The organism is Duganella sp. AC917 (assembly GCF_979258245.1).
On sequence record NZ_OZ409848.1, the window covers coordinates 2,233,803 to 2,250,666 of the forward strand.

Below are 16,864 nucleotides of genomic sequence, written 5' to 3' on the forward strand. Positions count from 1 at the left end.
ATTTTCTGTATACGAAAGATAGGTGAGTCCGAGAAGGCACGCAAGCGTTTTTTGATATTTCCGCGTGCGCCGTACGTACCGCGAGCGCAACGGAGCAAACGCAGGCCGGCCAGGGCCGGACCAGCTGCTTTCAAGATCGGAAAATACGCGCGCAAATGCGACGCTGGCAGACGCGATTACTTTTTGGCTTTTTTCACCACCGGCGGCTGATCCGCTGGCGCTTCCATCAACGCGGTGTAGATGGCTTCGTGATTGGGCTCGTCCGAGGTGCAGACCGACAGCACCCGGCAGCATCCGTCGCCAACGGCGATGTACGCGTGCGCCATGCCACTGTCGAAGTAGATCGAGTCGCCCGTCTCAAGCCGCGCCGGCGCGTACAGGTCGGTGTAGAGATCGACAGTACCTTCGAGGACCATGGCGAACTCCTCGCCCGGATGGCTGATCATCTCGCCGAACTCGGCCAGAGAACGCGTATGGATCTCGGCGATGATCGGCACGGCGCGCTTGTTGAGCAGGTCCGCCGCCGGGTACAAGTGCGAATAATTCGGCGTGTTGATGGCGTAGCCGGTACCGCGCCGGTTGATGCTGCGGCGCCCGCTGGCGGCAGGCGCCGCCGGTTTGCCGACGGCGGCCGCGCCGCTGAACAGCTGCGAAATATCGACTTCCAGCGCCTTGCAAATGCGCAGCAGTTTGTCGTAGCTGAGCGACATCTTGTTGTTTTCGATCTTGGAGATCGTCGACATCGGCATGCCGCTCCTGGCGCCCGCCTCGATCAAGGTCATCCCGCGCTCCTTGCGGATGCGCCTGAGCGATTCGCCCAGATCGCCGTCCCGTTCCGTGCCGTGCGTGCTCGCGCGTTTAGTGGCCATGCGTCATCCCTGTAAGAGCACTTATTATAGACGCCCTTGCCCGGATTGAAAACTCGGCGGGCCGCTTTTCCAGGACGCTAAATTCCTGCCGCGCCATGCGGGTTCGCCACGCGGGGCCAGTAATCAGGCGGGAACAGTTGGTATGGGATGGCCGCGAAGTCGACATTCATCGCCCCGGGCGTGCTGACGTAGATCACCTTGCGCGCCAGCGGCGCGAAATCGGCGTAAAAATGCTGCGTCGACTTGACCACGACGATGGCCTTATCGGCCAGGCTGATGCCGATGCCTGTGAAGGCGTCGGTGCCGTAGGTTTGGGTGCGTATCGACGACAGCAACAGATGCAGGCCGTTGTCCGCCTCGACCCAGACGCAGTCGCCCAGCCGCTCGCGCGCACCCAGCGCGCCCTGGCTGTGATTGGGGACGACCGCGCGCACAGTAACGCGCAGGTCCACCGGCTGGCCCGACTGCGGCCCGCACTTGCCGCCGACACGCAATGCCAGTTGCGCGCCGACCCCGGCGCTGCGGCAAATATGCACCGCGCCCAGATCCCAGATCGCACCGAGGGCCACGTTGCCGACGCCGCGCTCGATCAGCCTGCGCAGGATGAAGGTACTGTCGCCGGCCGCGCCGCCGCCGGGGTTGTCGGCGATATCGGCCAGCACAACCGGGCCGGGTCCGGCCGCATCGCCGAGCGCATCGTCAAGCGCCTGGTCGATGCCGACCACCTGCGGCCCGGTCAGTTCGCGCAGGGACCAGAATTCGCGCGCCAATCGTTCAGCCACCGACCGCGCCAACGCCGGGTCGTTGTCGGTGACCACCCACAACTTGGCACCCGCCTCCGGCACGTCGCCCCAAGGAAAACCGTGACCGAGAGACACCGACAACACGCCAGGCTCGCGCTCGGCCTCGACCATTCGCGCGACAAAACCGCGCATCGGCTCGCGCGTGGTGTGCCACAAGCCCATCATCTTGCAGTCGAACACGGCGGTGACCGGGCGCACGCGGCGCGCAACCGTGTCCGACAGCAGCCGATAGAGCTCAAGGCCGCGTTCCTCTGTGTCGGTGTGGGGATATTCCTTGAACGCGATGATCACGTCGGCCGCCGCCTGCATTTGCCGGGTGAAATGGCAATGCAGGTCGAGCTCGATGCCGACAGCAACGTCCGGACCGACGATGTCGCGGATGCGCGCAACCAGGTCGCCTTCGCAATCGTCGTAGCCCTCGGCGGCCATGGCGCCGTGCAGCAGCAATTGCACGGCGTCGACCGGCAACGCCGCCCGCAAATCGGCGAGGATCTCGTCGCGCAACGTCTCGTACACGTGGCGTACCGTGCGCCCGCCTGGCTGGGCCAGTGTGCACAGGCTTTCAACCACCTCGCCGCCGTCGGCCTCGACCAGCCCGCGCAGGTAGCGCAGAAACGAACCCGTGCCTTCCGGGTCACGACTGCTGGCGTCGCCGTGGAAGATGCCGATCTCCTCGAAGTCGCCCAGCCCGGTCGGCGCGGCAGCGAAGGTATTGGTCTCGGTGGCGAAATGCGCGATAAAGAATTTCATGTGGTGCTCCGATGCGCGTCGTTATTCAATAATTCAGGTTCCACGTCATCAACTGGCCAACCACGCCTATCCACACCACGCCCAGCAAGGCCAGCGCCACCAGCACGGCCCAGGCGCGCGACAGCCCGCTGGCGCCGGCGCGCCACATGCGCCACACCACCCACACGCCGACACCCGCCGCAGCCACAGCCAGCAGGCCGCTCAGCTCAAGCGCGCCTACCACCCAGTCGATTGCCGTGCGGTAGACGCCAACGTCGGTGCTCAGCAAGGGCATGATCAGCAAGAACCACGCGCCCAGATACAGCAAGGCCACGACCACGGCGCCGCGTTGCAGACGGCGCAGCCTGCGGACCTCCGGCGTGGCGCCGCTGGTGGCGCGGTCGGCCCGGCGCAACAGTGCGCCCAGCGGCCATGCCAGCAGCGCGCACAGCAGCGCTAGCACGGAAAACACCAGCACGCCCAGATTGAGCGCCGCCGAGCGCAGCACCGTTCCCTCCTGCAGCACCGATACCGGGTTGTCGCTGTCGATGACCGTCTTGACGCCGTCCACCTCGGTCAGCATCAGCGTTTGCTGTCCGCCGACCTTGCGCCAGCGCTGCGGGCCGATCTCGCGGTAGGTGGCGATACCGCCGGTCGCCTCGGGTGCGCTGATGGTGCCATCGGGATGCGCGGTGATGGTGCTTTGTTGCAGCAGATACAGCAGACTCAGGAAGCCGTGTTCGACCCGGCGCGAACTTTGATAGCTGCCGGCGATGCGCTGTGCATCGGCCACGGCCGACGCCAGCGCGGGCGGCGTGACGCCAGGCGCCGCAGGGAAATAGCGGTCCATGAAGCCGTCGAACAGTTCCTTGCGCGCACCGTACACGGCGTCGTCCTTGCCACGGCTGTTGAACGTGAAGAAGATGCCGACGCCCTCGCCCGGCAGCAAATTCATCTCGGTGTGATAGACAATGGTGTCGCCGCCATGGCCGATGACGTCGCGACCGTTTTGCGTACCACGGAAAAAACCGTGCGCCATCACGTTGAAGCCGGCCGGACCCGCTTCGCTGGGACTGTGCATGCGGGCCGTTGTGGCCGCATCGAGGATGCGGGCGCCGTTTACCGCGCCCTGGCCCAGGTGGGCCAGCATGAAGCGCGACATGTCAGCGGCGGTGGTCGTCAGCGCCCCGGCCGGCGCGGTGATCACCAGTTCGAATTCCGACGGCGCATCGGCCGTGGTGCGGTAGCCCTTCGATAGCCGGCCCGGGAACCCCTTGGGCAACGGTTGCACGAAGGTCGAATGCAGCATGCCCAGCGGGCGGAAGATGTGGCGCTCGACATAGGTCTCGAACGGCTCGCCCGAGACGCGCTGGACGATGTAGCCGGCCAGTGCGACGCCGTAGTTGGAATACGCGGGCACCGCGCCCGGCGCGAACAACATCGGACGCGGATGCTCCTTGAGATAGCGTTCGGTCGTCTGCGCTTGCGCCGGGTCGAAGCCGAGCAAGTCCTTGATGCCCTCCTCGAAGCCGGCGCGGTGGTTCATCAGGTGACGCATCGTCACCGGTTTGCCGAAGCGCTCGTCGATCTTGAAGTCCAGGTAGTCGTTGACGCTGCGGTCGAGGTCTATCTTACCCTGGGCCACCAGCTGCATCACCGCCGTCCACGTGAACAGCTTGGATGTCGAGCCGGGCCGCACCAGCGACGTGGCCGGGTCCATCGGCGCGGCGGCGGCGATGTCGGCCAGGCCGTAACCTTTTTCCAGCAGCACCTTGCCGTCCTTGACCACGCTGATGACCAGGCCTGCGATCTCCCCGCTTTTGAGCGCATACGGCACCCTGCCGTCGAGCCAGGCCGACAGGTCGGTGGCGTCGAGCGCCCGACCGGCAACCGCGTCCCGCCCGGGACCGCCCGGCGCGGACGCTTGCGGCGTCGGCGGCACTTGCGGATCGATCGGCGGCACTTGCGCCGCCGCATCCAGCATCAGGCAAAGCATGGCGGCGGCCGAGAACATGCTGCGTAATTTCATGTAACGCTCCTTCAGCGGATCGGTGGATCAGTAGTGGGGGTTAAAGCTCAACAGATGGTGATACCAGCCGATCGCCACCAAAACCGCGAACGACAGCACCCACAGGACGGCCAGCACCCGTGCCGACCTGCCGCCGCTGGCGAAAACAATGCGTGCATGCCACAGCGCCGCCAACAGGCCGCCGACGAAGGCCACGAAGGTGCAGGCCTGCGCCAGCGTGAGCAACGTGCTTGGGTCCAACTCTTCGGTCATGGCGACGGTGGCCGTCCACAGCGCGATGGCAACCAGCACCAGGCAAGCGGCCAGCCGCACCCAAAGCGCCGGCCGCGCCGGGGACGCAGCGCCGTGGCGCCGCCTCACCAGTGCGGCGACCGGCCACGCGAGAACGGTGACAACGACCACGCCGAGCGCGCCCAGCAGCAGCACCAGCGCACCGGTGCCGGCCAAGAAAGGCACGGGTTCGAACACGAAGGCGAACGCGTACGGCTCCAGTCCCCACCGCACAACCTTGCCATCCTTGACGATCGCCTGCAGGCGCCGCTTGCCGTGCTCCTCCTGCCACAGGAACGGGCGCACCTCGCGGAAAACGCCCCGGCTGCCGCCGATCTGGATCGCCACGCGGCCCTGTTCCACAGCCTCCACCCGCAACGGGCTGAGCAACTGCAACAGCGACAGGAAAGTCGAATCTTCACGCCGCGTGGTGCGGTAGGCGCCGGCCAGCATGGCGGCGTGCGCCTCGGCCGTAGCGAGGTCGACGCCGGGTCCGGCCGGCGGTCGCGTATCGGGCAGGTAGCGGTCCGCAAACTCGCGGTACAGGTGCTCGCGCAGCCATTTGCCCTGATCGTGGCGGCCGGGCGAATTGACCGACACGTACAGTCCAAGGCCGTCGTCCGGCAACAGGATCAGGTCCGAATGGAACATATTGGTGTCGCCGCCATGCCCAACCGCGCGATGGCCGTTCATGTCCTGCTGGTAGAAGCCCAGGCCGATGCCGTTGAGGTCCGGCATGGCGCGCGTGATGGTGGTCTGCATCAGGCTTACCGTCTCCGGCCGCAGGATGCGCTTGCCGTCGAGCTCGCCCTGGCCCAGGTAGGCCAGCATGAAGCGTCCCATGTCGGCGCCGGTGGCTGCCAGGCTGCCGGCTGGCGGCATGTTGACCACCTCAAATCCTTTCGCCTCCTCGTCGGCGCTGGGATAGCCGCGCGACATCAGGCTTTGCAGCCGGGCCGGCAACGGCTGGCGGAACGTCGCCTGGCGCATCGCCAGCGGCCCGAAGATGTGCTGTTCGATGTAGTCGTCGAAGGCCTCGCCCGAGACGCGCTGGACGATGTAGCCGGCCAGCGACGTGGCCCAGTTCGAGTATCCGGCGGTCGTGCCCGGCTCATACAGATATGGCGGAATGTAGTCCTTGAGCACTTTGCCGGTGTCGGGCGTGGGCGCGTCGTAGACGATCAGCGCGCGGCCGGCCTCTTCCAGGCCGGTGGTGTGGGTCATCACATGGCGCAGCGTCAGCGCCTTGCCGTCGCGTGAGGGCACCTTGAAGTCGAGGTAGCGGTTGAGGTCGACATCGAGGTCGAGCTTGCCCTGCTCCACCAGTTGCATCACCGCCGTCCACGTGAACAGCTTGGAGATCGAGCCCGGCCGGAACAGCGTGGCGGCGGGGTCGACCGGCACCGATTTGGCGAGGTCCGCATAGCCGTAGCCTTTTTGCAGCAGCGGTTTGCCATCCTTGACCAGCACCACCACCGCACCGGGCACGCCGGCAATACGCAGAGCGGTCGGCATCATGCCGTCCAGCCAGCTTTCGGCATCGGCGGCGGTCAGCGACCGCGCGGGCGCAGGCGTCGGCATTGGCGCTGCGGCTGCCGGTACGGGCGGCGCCACCGTCCTTGCTGGCGCGGTGGGCGGTGTTTGCGCGGACGCCGCCATGCAGCAGACGACCAGTGCCAGTGTGGCAAGCATTTTCACCACCGACGGGCGCGCCATCAGAAGGCCCTCGACAGGTTCATGCCGAACGTGCGCGGCTGTACCGGGATCGCGCGCAGCGGCCCGCCGAACGACGTCAACGCGGTGTCGGCGCCGCTCAGAGCGCGCCTGTCGCCCAGGTTGCGGACATAGGCGCCAAGCTCCCAGCCATCGAGCTCAACGCCGGCCTGCAGGTCGACCAGCGTGTAGCCGGCCATGCGGAAATTCGGTATCGACGTGGTGGGCGAATCGAAGCCGGCATTGCGCTGGCCGACCTGACGCAAGTTCAGACCTACATAGGCTGGCTTGCCTGCGGGAGCAAAGCTGTAACGCCCGCCCAGCACCGTCGACAATCTGGCCGAGTTCGGCAGTCGCGCACCGGATGCGCCCAGCGCCGGGGCGTCTTCCTTCAGCTTGGCGTCGGTGTAGGCCAGGCTGCCGTCGATGCTGAAACGCTCGTTCAGCTTGTAGCGCAGCGCAAGTTCCAGCCCGCGCGACTCGGCCTTGCCGGCGTTGCCGGTAAGCGTGGTGGCGCCGACGGCGATCGGCTGCTGCAGCTTGTTCCAGCGGATATCGAACAGCGCCAGCTCGACGGAGAGCCGCTTGTCGAGCAGATCAGCTTTGTAGCCCAGCTCGTAGCTCCACAAGGTGTCGGCCGCGAACGACAGCGGCGCGCCCGGCACCACGGTGCCATTCTGGTCGATCGCTGGCGGATTCGGCCCGCCGGGGCGGTAGCCGCTGGCGGCGCGCGCGTACACGCTGCTGACCTTGTCGAGCGAATAGCGCGCGGTGGCCAGATAGGTCTTGGAGCTGTCCTTGCCGGGCGACTCGAAATCTTTAATGCCGTTGGTCACGGTGCCGTAGACCTGGCGGTTGCGGGCGGCGCGCGCACCCACCGTGAACGACCAGGCCGGCGTGGGATTCCATGTCAAGTCGCCATAGACGGCGTTCTCGATGAAGTTCGACGGCTGGCCCGACGTCACCAGCGTCGCCTCGGAATTGTCTTCCATTTGCGCCCACAGCCGTTGCTCGCGGTTGCCTGTTTCCTTGTTGTGGTAGTAGCCCAGCAGCCACTCCAGCGGCCCACGCGCCGAAGTCAGCCGCACTTCGGCGGTGCGCTTGCGCAGTTCGATGGTATTGTCGAGCGCGCCGAAGTTCAGGCCCTCGCCGCCGAGGATCTCGGTGGCGTCAAGCGCGGTGGCGCCCTTGAAGCGCTGGTGCGATCCGATCACATTGAGCCTGGCCCAGCCGAGGTCGTACTCGATGTCGCCGGAGAACAAGCCGGTCTTGATGGTGTAGGGTTCCGGCCGGTAAAGCCGGTGCGTCAGGTCGCCGTACAGCGGCTGTCCGGTGCCGGCGTCATACTGGACCACGTTGGTGCCATTGCGTTCGATATTTTGCTGCGTGGCGGTCAGGCGCACCCGCAGTGCGCGGCTCGGATCGAATTGCAGCGATGCGCGCGCGCCGCGCGTGGTGCCGTCATTGACGTGTTCGCCCGTGACGCGGCCGGTCGCGCGGACGTAGCCGCCGTCGCGCTGGTTGAAGGCCGCCACGCGCAGCGCGGCCACACCTTCGCTCAGCGGGATGTTAAGCACGGCGTTTTCCGTGTGACCAAGGCCGCCGCCCCGGCTTTCGCGCAGCGCCAGGCCGGCCTTGCCGGAAAATCCGGTGGCGTCCGGGTCGTTGGTCACGTACTTGAGCAGGCCGCCCATGGCCCCTGCTCCGTACAAGGTGCCTTGCGGGCCGCGCAGCAATTCGACATGGTGCAGGTCCAGCAGCGACAGGTCCAGCGCCGATACGGCCTCGCCGACGAAGCTGGTGCTCGAACCGAAGGCCACCTCGTCGACGTACACGCCCACTGTGGGTGAGCCCATGCTGCCGACCGACACGCCGCGAATGTTGACCTGTCCGCGCCCGGGTCCGCCGTCGCTGGCGACGTGCACGCCTGGCAGCGAGCCGACATAGTCAGTCAGCGAGGCGGCGCCGGAGCGCTCCAGCGTCTCCGCGCCCAGCGTTTCGACGCGCAGCGGCACGTCGCGCACGGGCTCGCGGCGACGCGTGGCGCTCACGGTGACCACTTCCATCCCGGCGCCGGTGGCGGCAGGTGCTTCCTCGGCGACATTGGCCTGCGCCAACGCCTGCGCGCAACCTATCGACAGGACCGAGGCCACGGCCAGGGAAAGGGCGTGGCGGCGCGGCAAGCCGCCAGGCCATGCATTCCTTTGCGCAACGTCGTGTGGGGTGGACTTCGACAGCTTCGTTACGCTTGGGTACATGATGCACTCCTGGAGATGGGACCGCGGCCAATCCGTTTTCCAAATATTACATTATTTTCCATAATTTGAACAAATGGAAAATACGAATATTTTTTTCTATTGTGGAAAATAGACACGCGATCCCGCGCCAGACCCCACCGCACCGGAGCATGATAGCTAGCCGGCGGGCGCCTCGCCGCCGAAGAACCTCCAGTAATCCAGGTTAAACAGCGGCGCCCGATACTTCCCCTTGAAGACGAAGAACACGTCATGCACGCCCGTGGCACGGCCGATGGCGGTCTCGACGGTGCGCCAGTTCTGCCAGCCGCCGGTGTTCGGCACAGTCAAGGTGCCCAGCAACGGGCCTTGTACGTTGCCGAGGCGAATCTCGATCTGTCCACCCCTGCCGCCGCTGGCCACGCTGGCGGCGAAGCGCGCGGGCCCGGTTGCGCCGAAATCGACGCCCGCCACCTTGATATAGGTGCGGTCGACGATGTCGGCCACGTGCATGCCGGTGCCCGGCCCCTTTGCGGTGCGCACGCCGGGAGCCCAGTCGAACGGACGGTCCACGTCTTGTTTGATACGCGAGGTCCAGGCGATGGTCTCCGCCTCGACCCGGCGGTAAGGATCGAGATGTCCGAGCTGCTCGACGCCGTCCCGGTGCCACCACGGCAGCGCCGGGATGGTGCCATCGGCGTTGTAGCTGAACTTGGCGACCGTGACCGAGCGCCGCTCCCGATGCACCGGCCCCTGGGCGAAATTCAACTCGTAGTGAAAGCCGAAGACGTAGGAATTACCCTTGTAATCGATGATGCCGGGATGGTTGCCGGTCGACGCGGCGTTCGCGGCCATGATCGGCCCCTTGTACTGCCATGGCCCGGTCGGCGACGAGGCCATCGCGTAACCAATGCCCTCCGGGCAGCAGGTCGATGCGTAGGCCATGTAGTAGTGCTTGCCCCGCTTGTAGAACCAAGGCCCCTCCTGGTAGTCGGCCGGCTTGCTGTCGCTTTTGACGATGGGGCCGGAGTACGACACCATGTCCTCGTTGAGCTTGACGTACCACAGGTGCGGATTGCCCCAGTACAGATAGGCCTGGCCGTCGTCGTCGATGGCGACCGTCGGATCGAAAAAGCCTTCGGCCTTGTCGATCAGCGGCTTGCCCAGCACGTCCTTGAACGGGCCGGCCGGGTTGTCCGCCACCGCCACGGCGATGACATTCTTGGGCCAGCCGGCCACGCTGACCGGGGCGTACAGGTAGAACTTGCCGTTGCGCGCGATTACTTGCGGCGCCCAGGCGTCGTTGTCCTGCACCGCCCACGGGAACGTGGCCAGCGAGGCGACCGCACCGTGGTCGGTCCAATTGACCATGTCGGTGGACGAGTACAGCAGCCAGTCGCGCATCTTGAAGTCGCTGGCGTCGTCTTCGTCGTGGCTGGTGTACAGGTAGACCACGCCGTCGTGCACCAACGGCGCCGGGTCGGCTGTGAAGCGCGTCTGGATGATGGGGTTGGCGGCCGTGGCGGGCGGCGTCGCCATGGCGAGCGCCATGAGCAACGCCGCCCGCCAGGGTTGCAGGATCGGGCGCGTAGAGAACTTTCGATCCATCTTAGAACGCCATCCGCACGCCGGCGCGGTAGGTACGGCCCACCACGTCATAGATGGCCGGGTTGATGCCGTAGCTCAGGTTGGTCTGCGGCAGCAGCACCGGGGCGCGGTCGGCCAGGTTGTCGATCTTGCCGTAGACGGTGATTTGCGGCGAGAACTTGTAGGTCGCGCCGAAATCCACATAGACCGCACCGGGGATATGGTTGTCGTAGATGGTCGGGTGCGCCGCCGTCGGCAGCGGGCAGTTGGTTTGGCACTCGATGTACTCGTTGTTGTACACGCCGGCGCTGATCCAGCGCTGCGACAACGTCACGCCCAGCTTGCCGTAGTCCCACGACTGCTGCAACAGCGCTTTCCACTTCGGCGTGCTGCCGAACATGTTGCCGGCGCCCTCGCTCGGTATCGTGCCAGGCAGGCCCGGGTCCGAGACCGAGTGGATCATGCGGCTGGCCAGTCCCCGCAAGGTCAACGTGCCCGGCAGGCCGTAGTCGCTCAGGTTGGCGCGATAGGCGGCTTCGAAGTCGATGCCGCGCGTGTGCAGCGAGGCAAAGTTGAACGCTTGAGCCAACACGAAGTTGGTGCCTGCCGGACCGTTGATCGACACGGCCGAGCACACTTGCTGGAAGCCGGCGTAGCACAGGTCGACTTCCTGTTGCGGCCCCAGCGAGTTGATCACATTCTTGACCTTGATGTCGTAGTAATCGATCGACAGGTTGAAGTTACGCGCCCAGCTCGGTTGGCTGAGGACCACGCCAAACGAATTGTTGCGGGCGCTCTCAGGCTTCAGGTCCGGGTTGCCGACGTTGCGCTGCTGGACCTGGATCGATTGGCCTTGGTTGTTGTTGACCGCCTGGTTGGTGACCGTGGTGGCGGCGAACAGCTCGCTCAGGTTGGGCGCCCGCACGTCGGCCGAACTGACCGCCCGCAAACGCAGGCCGTCGATCGGCGTCTGCCACGTGGCGCCCAGTTTCCAGGCGCGAGCCTTGCCGGCCGTGCTGTACTTCTCCTCACGGTCGGCCAGGTTGAGGTTGGCCTCACCCCAGGTCGCCGATTTCAGGAACGGAATGTTGAACTCGACATACGCCTCCTTGACGTTGAACGAGCCCTTGCCGTTGTGATAGTTACCGGCGAACCAGTTATCGCCGGTGGCCGACAAGGTCGGGTCCTGCGGATAGCTGCCGCTGTACGGCGATTCGTAGGCCACGCCCGCGCCGTAAGGATCGCCGTAAACCGAGTATTTCTCGCGCCGCCACTCGGCGCCGAACGCCAGCGAAATCGGCCCGGCCCAGCCCTCGGCCACCGTACCGTTGATGTTAGCGCTAACAACATTCTGACTCGAATCGGTGTGCTGGCGCGGCCCGTTTTCCGGAGCGATGTAATTCCAGGTCGTGGCGTCAATCGGGTTGTTACCGAAGATGTTGATCGGCAAGCAGCCGGCCGCGCGCGCCGCCGCGCTACGGCAGACGATCTGGCCGGTGGCAGCGTCGCGCACGCCGTCGATGGCGAAGTTGTAGCGCGGATTGAGCGTGATGTCGTGCACCTGCAGCACGGTGGTGTTCTCACCGTGCTCGGCGTAGGCGTCGTACGACCACTCCTTGCCGAACAGGCCGAACTTGCCGTTGGCACCCACCACGACCCGGTGCTGGGTGCGGGTCGGATGGACGTTGATGAGCTCGGGGAACTGCGCATTGGCGGTGCCGACCGGCATGGTCCCGCCCGGATAGCCGGCGGCGCAACCGGCCGCCACCGAGGCCGGCAGGAAGGCGTTGTCGCACTTGATGGCCAGGTTGCCCTGCTTGGCAGCGCCCGGGCTCGGCGAGAATACCGACGTCACCTCGGCCCAGTTGCCGGTGACATAGATCTCGTTGTCCGCGTCCAGGTCCCACGACACGCGCGTGTAGGCCACCTTGCGCTTGAAGTTCATCGCCAGGTTGGTGCCGGCGCCGACGCTGCCGGACAGGTCGCCGCCGACGCAGAAGTTGCCGACGCAGTTGGTACCGTACTGGAACGGATAAGGCGAACCGTTGGCCGCGAATGCCGTCCCGCGCAGCGCGCCGCCGGTGATCAGGCCGTATTTAGCGTACTGCACCTGCTGCGCGTGCAGGATGCTGGTGTAGCGCGGCAGGCCGGCTGCCTGCATATCCTTGGTGGACTCCTGCAGCGCCGGATTCTTGTACCAGTCACGGCCGTTCGGGCCGACCTCGCCGAAGCCGGGCGAATCGATGCCGCCCTGCTTGGTGAACTCGCCGCTGACGGTTACGTGCAGGCGGTCGTCGGCAAAGGCTTTGCCCCAGGCGGCCTGCACAGTGCCGTTCTTGTCGTCGCCGTAGGTGGTCATGCCGCCGCCGACGTGGGCCTTGAAGCCATTAAATTTTTTGTCGGTGATGAAGTTGACCACGCCGCCGATGGCGTCCGAGCCGTAGGACGCCGAGGCGCCGCCGGTGACCACGTCCACGCGCTTGACCAGCAACTGCGGGAACTGGCTGACGTCGGTCACACCGGTAACGTTGGCGCCGACCACGCGCTGACCGTCGAGCAGCGTCAGCGTGCGGTTGGTGCCGAGGCCGCGCAGCGACAGCGACGACAGACCCTGCAGGCCGCTCGAGGTGCTAAAGGTGTTGACGGTGCGGCCGGTGCTGCCTTGCAGCGCCGGCAGCTCGGTCAGCGTCTCGAACAGATTGGGCTTGGCGGCCTTGTCGAGGTCGGCGCTGGTCAGGCTGGTTGTCGGGGTCGGCTGGTTGAACCCGCGCGCGGCGATGCGCGAGCCGGAGACCACCACGGTGTTTTCCGGCGTCGCGGCGTTGGTCGCGGTTGTGGCTGGTACGGTTGTGGCTGGTACGGCTGTTGCGGTCTGCGCTTCGGGACGGTTGCCGTCATTGGAGCTGGTAGCGCTAACAGGAGCGTCCGGCGCGGTCGGCGTCTGCTGGGCGTGGCCCGGCATGGCAAACATCGCACAGGCCCCGGCGACGGCGAGATGCATCAAGCTGCGTTGACATGGTATTTTCATTTGGTCTCCATCTGTTTTTTATAGTGTGTTGTGCTGTCGGCGGTCGATCTGGCCGCCCCGCTTCCGAACTGCCGGTGTCGTTGTGGTCACCTCCGTTTAGCGAATAACAATTTGAATGTAGCTACCTGATTGTCGAATAACCAATAACTTTTTTTCCGCTTGCGATATCCAAAATGATATGCCTGACTTGCGCTGTCATAGAACGTTATCGATAAAATGACAAGCGCTAACATCGCCCGACCGCGACTTCGGAGCGTGGCCGATTGTGGTCAGGCGGCCACGCGCAGCCGTTGTTAAAGCGGCTTGAGGTAACCATGCATCCCCAGCCAGCGGGTGAAACCGTCGAACCATCCGGTGCTGGTGGTGGTCTTCTGGTACATGCCGAATCCATGGCCGCCCTGCTCATACAGGTGGAACTCCACGGGCCGCTTGGCGCCGCGCCAGCTCTCGATCAGGCCGAAACCGGCGTTGCCGAAAAATGGATCGTCGGCAGCCAGCGCGACGAACAGCGGCGGCGCATCCGCCGGCACCGCCACCGTCGACAAGGGTCCGTAGATGTTGGCGATAAAGGCCGGCTTCGCATCCTGCCCATGCAGCGCGGTCGCCATGGTCAGCATCGCGCCGGCGGAAAAGCCGAGCATGCCGACGCGGTCGGCGTCCACATGCCATTGCCTGGCGCGCGCGCGCACCAGCGCGAACGCGGCGCGGGCGTCGGCGATCTGCGGCGCATAGGCCGCTGCCGGATCCTGCGGGGCCGGCGGCCGCTTTGCCGTGGCCGAAAACATCTCCGCCATTGAACGCTCGAAGCCGGCCATGTCCGCTGGCGTCTGGTTCAGCCGGTACTTCAGCACGAACGCCGCAACGCCCTTGTCGGCCAGCGCCCGGGCCACCGCCCAACCTTCGTTATCCATCGACAGCGTTCGGAAACCGCCACCGGGTGCGACGATGACGGCGGCGCCGGTCGCCTTCGCCGCAGTAGGCAGAACCGGCGTCAGCGTGGCGACCGTGACGTTGCGGGCGAACACACTGCCGTATTGGCGGTGCCAGCTTTCCGGTGCGGTCGCGCCGGGCAGCGCGCCCGTATCCAGGGTGATCGCGTCGGGCTGGGCAGGCGCCGGGATCGGCGTCATGACGTCTTCTCCCGCCCACGCCGCGCCGGCCAATGTGCAGGCCAGGAGTGCCGCCACAGCAGTGCTGCCAGCCGCCTCTGCCCGCGTTTTCAGGGGTGTTGCCAAGGTCATTTTTTCGTCTCCATATGGTTTTCCGGACAGGCTGATCCGTCATCCGGGAAATATTGTTGGACTTCGTTTGACTCCACAGTTACCATAAAAGCACGCCAATGTTAGCGCATATCATTTCGTGTTAGGGAATGATTGCGATAGCGGTGCGAGAAAAAAATAGTGGAGACGACAATGCAGAACGAAGGAAAAGTGTGCCCGCGACGAAGCCGGGCATGGATGGCGCTCTGTGCAGGATCTGTTGCGCTGGCGGCCGCCGTGCATGCCGCGCCGGGCGCGCCAGCTGGTTCGAACCCCATCATCCGCGACAAATTCACCGCCGATCCCGCGCCGCTGGTGGTCGGCGATACCCTGTATTTGTACGTCGGACATGACGAGGCGCAGCGCGACGAGATGTTCAACATGCGCGAATGGCTGGTCTACTCGACCAAGGACATGCGCACTTGGACCAGCCACGCGCCCATCATGAACGTGAAGGATTTCAAGTGGGCCAAAGCAGATGCCTGGGCTTCGCAAACCATCGAGAAAAACGGCAAGTTCTATTTCTACGCCGCTGTCGAGCATGATGCCACCAATCCCGGCAAGGCGATCGCGGTGGCGGTATCGGACCAGCCGACCGGCCCTTTCGTGGACGCGCGCGGCTCGGCGCTCGTGACGAACAAGATGACGCCCAAGGGCACCCATAGCTGGGAAGACATCGATCCCACCGTGTTCACCGATGATGACGGCACCAGCTGGCTCGCATGGGGCAACCGCCAGTGCTACATCGCCAGGCTCAAGCCCAACATGGTCGAGCTCGATGGACCGATACAGGAGATCACCCCGCCCCACTTCGAGGAAGGCCCCTGGCTGCACAAGCGCGGCGCGCTGTATTACCTGACTTATGCATCGCTCGACCGCACCACGCAGCGCGACGAGCATGTGTCGTATTCGACCGCGCCTTCGATCACCGGCCCCTGGACCTATCGCGGCCTGCTGACCGGTTCCGGGAAATACAGTTTCACCATTCACCCCGGCATCGTTCAGTTCAAGGATAACTGGTATCTGTTCCTGCACAACGCCACCCTGGCGATCGGCGACATGAACGGAGCGATCGGACGCCGCGCCGTCACTGTCGAGCATTTGCAGTACAACGCCGACGGCACCATGAAGCCCGTGGTGCAGACCGACGCGGGCGTGAGCGCACCACCTCCGGCGCGTTGAGCCCAGTCCTAAAGCAGCCTGTCCACTCTACCCATTCCCCGTTGATTTTGGTCAGGCACGGCTCACAGAGACGTGCTTGACCCATGTCCAACCTGCCCACCGTCGCGCGCTATAGTTTTTAGTGCTCTTCCGGCATTCCGCGCGGCTGCGGCGATGCGGACGGAACCTTTTACGATCTGGTGGATCAAACACGCAGACAGCTGGAGACTTGGAAATGAATAGCCAACCGTTGCCAGAGAAACGAAAAATCGATCCGAAGCCTGGCGAAGTTGCGGGTGGAGGCGAGCCGCCCTATGATGGGGGAATGGAGACGCGCGTCGAAAAACTCGAAGCCAACATTACCGCCATCAAAATTGATGTCGCCGTTATTATTGCGAACGGTGCAACCAAGGCCGATATCGTAGAATCAAGAGCCGCGTTCAAAGCGGATCTTGCAGAGTTAAGGTACGCCACCCATGCTGATATTGCTGCGTTAAGGGTTGCCACTCAAGCCGATATTGCAGAATTAAGGGCTGCCACCGAGGCAGATATTGCAGAATTGGGTGCCACTACCAAGGCTGATATTGCTGCATTAGGCGCTACTACCAAGGCTGATATTGCTGCATTAGGTGCTACTACCAAGGCAGATATTGCTGCATTAGGCGCCGCCAACAGGGCGGATATTGCCGCACTCAGCGCCACCACTAAAGCCGATATTGCGGAAGCAAGAGCCGACACTAGGGCCGGGATTGCGGAATCAAGAGCCGATACTAAGGCCGAGATTGCGGAATCAAGCGCCGATACTAAGGCCGAGATTGCAGAAGCAAGAGCTGCCAATCAAGCAGATATTGCGGCAGCAAGATCCGCAACAAAGGCCGAGATTGTGGAATTACGATCTCTCACTCAGGCCGACATCGCCGAAGCCAGGGCAGCGACAAAGACGGACATTGCAGAAGCGAAGACCTCGATCATCGTTTGGGTAGTCGGCGCGATCTTCCTCTCCCAGTTGCTCCCCTCCCTCCTCAGAATGTTTTCCGCCTAACCCCCCACGCACTCGCAGGCTGGACAAGCAAATCCGTCGCCGCAGAAACGACCGCCCGAGAACGGTTGCTAAAACCGCACAACTCAAGTTATAGTGAGAATAATTCTCATTAAGCTTTGAAGCGTCCCCTTCGCCGAATG

10 protein-coding genes are annotated in these 16,864 nt (G+C 64.6%); 2 read left to right on the top strand and 8 right to left on the bottom strand.

What is annotated here, in order from left to right; translation table 11 throughout:
* Nucleotides 1-176: 176 nt before the first annotated feature.
* The 8 genes from ACZ0BA_RS09665 to ACZ0BA_RS09700 form a co-directional block, all read right to left on the bottom strand.
* A complete protein-coding gene (locus tag ACZ0BA_RS09665; RefSeq protein WP_463451066.1) occupies nt 177-869 on the bottom strand; it encodes a helix-turn-helix domain-containing protein in 693 nt (230 codons plus the stop codon).
* Between the two features lie 77 nt (nt 870-946).
* A complete protein-coding gene (locus ACZ0BA_RS09670; RefSeq protein ID WP_463451067.1) occupies nt 947-2,422 on the bottom strand; it encodes a M81 family metallopeptidase in 1,476 nt (491 codons plus the stop codon).
* A gap of 25 nt (nt 2,423-2,447) precedes the next feature.
* Nucleotides 2,448-4,430 carry a serine hydrolase domain-containing protein gene (locus ACZ0BA_RS09675; protein WP_463451068.1) on the bottom strand — a complete coding sequence of 661 codons (1,983 nt, stop codon included), beginning with the start codon at nt 4,428-4,430 and terminating at the stop codon, nt 2,448-2,450.
* Nucleotides 4,431-4,457: 27 nt separating this feature from the next.
* A complete protein-coding gene (locus tag ACZ0BA_RS09680) occupies nt 4,458-6,392 on the bottom strand; it encodes a serine hydrolase domain-containing protein (RefSeq protein WP_463451069.1) in 1,935 nt (644 codons plus the stop codon).
* Nucleotides 6,393-6,415: 23 nt separating this feature from the next.
* A complete protein-coding gene (locus tag ACZ0BA_RS09685; RefSeq protein ID WP_463451070.1) occupies nt 6,416-8,671 on the bottom strand; it encodes a TonB-dependent receptor in 2,256 nt (751 codons plus the stop codon).
* A 156-nt stretch (nt 8,672-8,827) separates the two neighbouring features.
* Nucleotides 8,828-10,198: a glycoside hydrolase family 43 protein gene (locus tag ACZ0BA_RS09690; protein WP_463451071.1), complete on the bottom strand. Its 1,371-nt coding sequence runs from the start codon at nt 10,196-10,198 to the stop codon at nt 8,828-8,830.
* 58 nt (nt 10,199-10,256) lie between these two features.
* Nucleotides 10,257-13,262 (bottom strand): TonB-dependent receptor plug domain-containing protein, encoded by a 3,006-nt coding sequence (locus ACZ0BA_RS09695; protein ID WP_463451072.1) that lies wholly within the window; start codon nt 13,260-13,262, stop codon nt 10,257-10,259.
* A 293-nt stretch (nt 13,263-13,555) separates the two neighbouring features.
* Entirely contained in the window at nt 13,556-14,503 is a 948-nt protein-coding gene (locus ACZ0BA_RS09700) for an alpha/beta hydrolase (RefSeq protein ID WP_463451073.1), read from the bottom strand.
* Nucleotides 14,504-14,719: 216 nt separating this feature from the next.
* On the opposite strand from ACZ0BA_RS09700, the gene ACZ0BA_RS09705 reads away from it, so the two are divergent.
* Together ACZ0BA_RS09705 and ACZ0BA_RS09710 are read left to right on the top strand one after the other, a co-directional pair.
* Nucleotides 14,720-15,703, top strand: a complete 984-nt coding sequence (locus tag ACZ0BA_RS09705) for a glycoside hydrolase family 43 protein (RefSeq protein ID WP_463451074.1) — start codon at nt 14,720-14,722, stop codon at nt 15,701-15,703.
* 214 nt (nt 15,704-15,917) lie between these two features.
* Nucleotides 15,918-16,724, top strand: coding sequence for a hypothetical protein (locus ACZ0BA_RS09710; RefSeq protein ID WP_463451075.1), 807 nt, complete (start codon nt 15,918-15,920; stop codon nt 16,722-16,724).
* Nucleotides 16,725-16,864 lie beyond the last annotated feature (140 nt).

Coding starts and splice junctions, on each gene's coding strand:
- ACZ0BA_RS09680 (WP_463451069.1), bottom strand. CDS start 6,392: ATGCTTGCCACACTGGCACTGGTCGTCTGCTGCATGGCGGCGTCCGCG.
- ACZ0BA_RS09700 (WP_463451073.1), bottom strand. CDS start 14,503: ATGACCTTGGCAACACCCCTGAAAACGCGGGCAGAGGCGGCTGGCAGC.
- ACZ0BA_RS09670 (WP_463451067.1), bottom strand. CDS start 2,422: ATGAAATTCTTTATCGCGCATTTCGCCACCGAGACCAATACCTTCGCT.
- ACZ0BA_RS09685 (WP_463451070.1), bottom strand. CDS start 8,671: ATGTACCCAAGCGTAACGAAGCTGTCGAAGTCCACCCCACACGACGTT.
- ACZ0BA_RS09710 (WP_463451075.1), top strand. CDS start 15,918: ATGAATAGCCAACCGTTGCCAGAGAAACGAAAAATCGATCCGAAGCCT.
- ACZ0BA_RS09690 (WP_463451071.1), bottom strand. CDS start 10,198: ATGGCGCTCGCCATGGCGACGCCGCCCGCCACGGCCGCCAACCCCATC.
- ACZ0BA_RS09695 (WP_463451072.1), bottom strand. CDS start 13,262: ATGAAAATACCATGTCAACGCAGCTTGATGCATCTCGCCGTCGCCGGG.
- ACZ0BA_RS09675 (WP_463451068.1), bottom strand. CDS start 4,430: ATGAAATTACGCAGCATGTTCTCGGCCGCCGCCATGCTTTGCCTGATG.
- ACZ0BA_RS09665 (WP_463451066.1), bottom strand. CDS start 869: ATGGCCACTAAACGCGCGAGCACGCACGGCACGGAACGGGACGGCGAT.
- ACZ0BA_RS09705 (WP_463451074.1), top strand. CDS start 14,720: ATGGCGCTCTGTGCAGGATCTGTTGCGCTGGCGGCCGCCGTGCATGCC.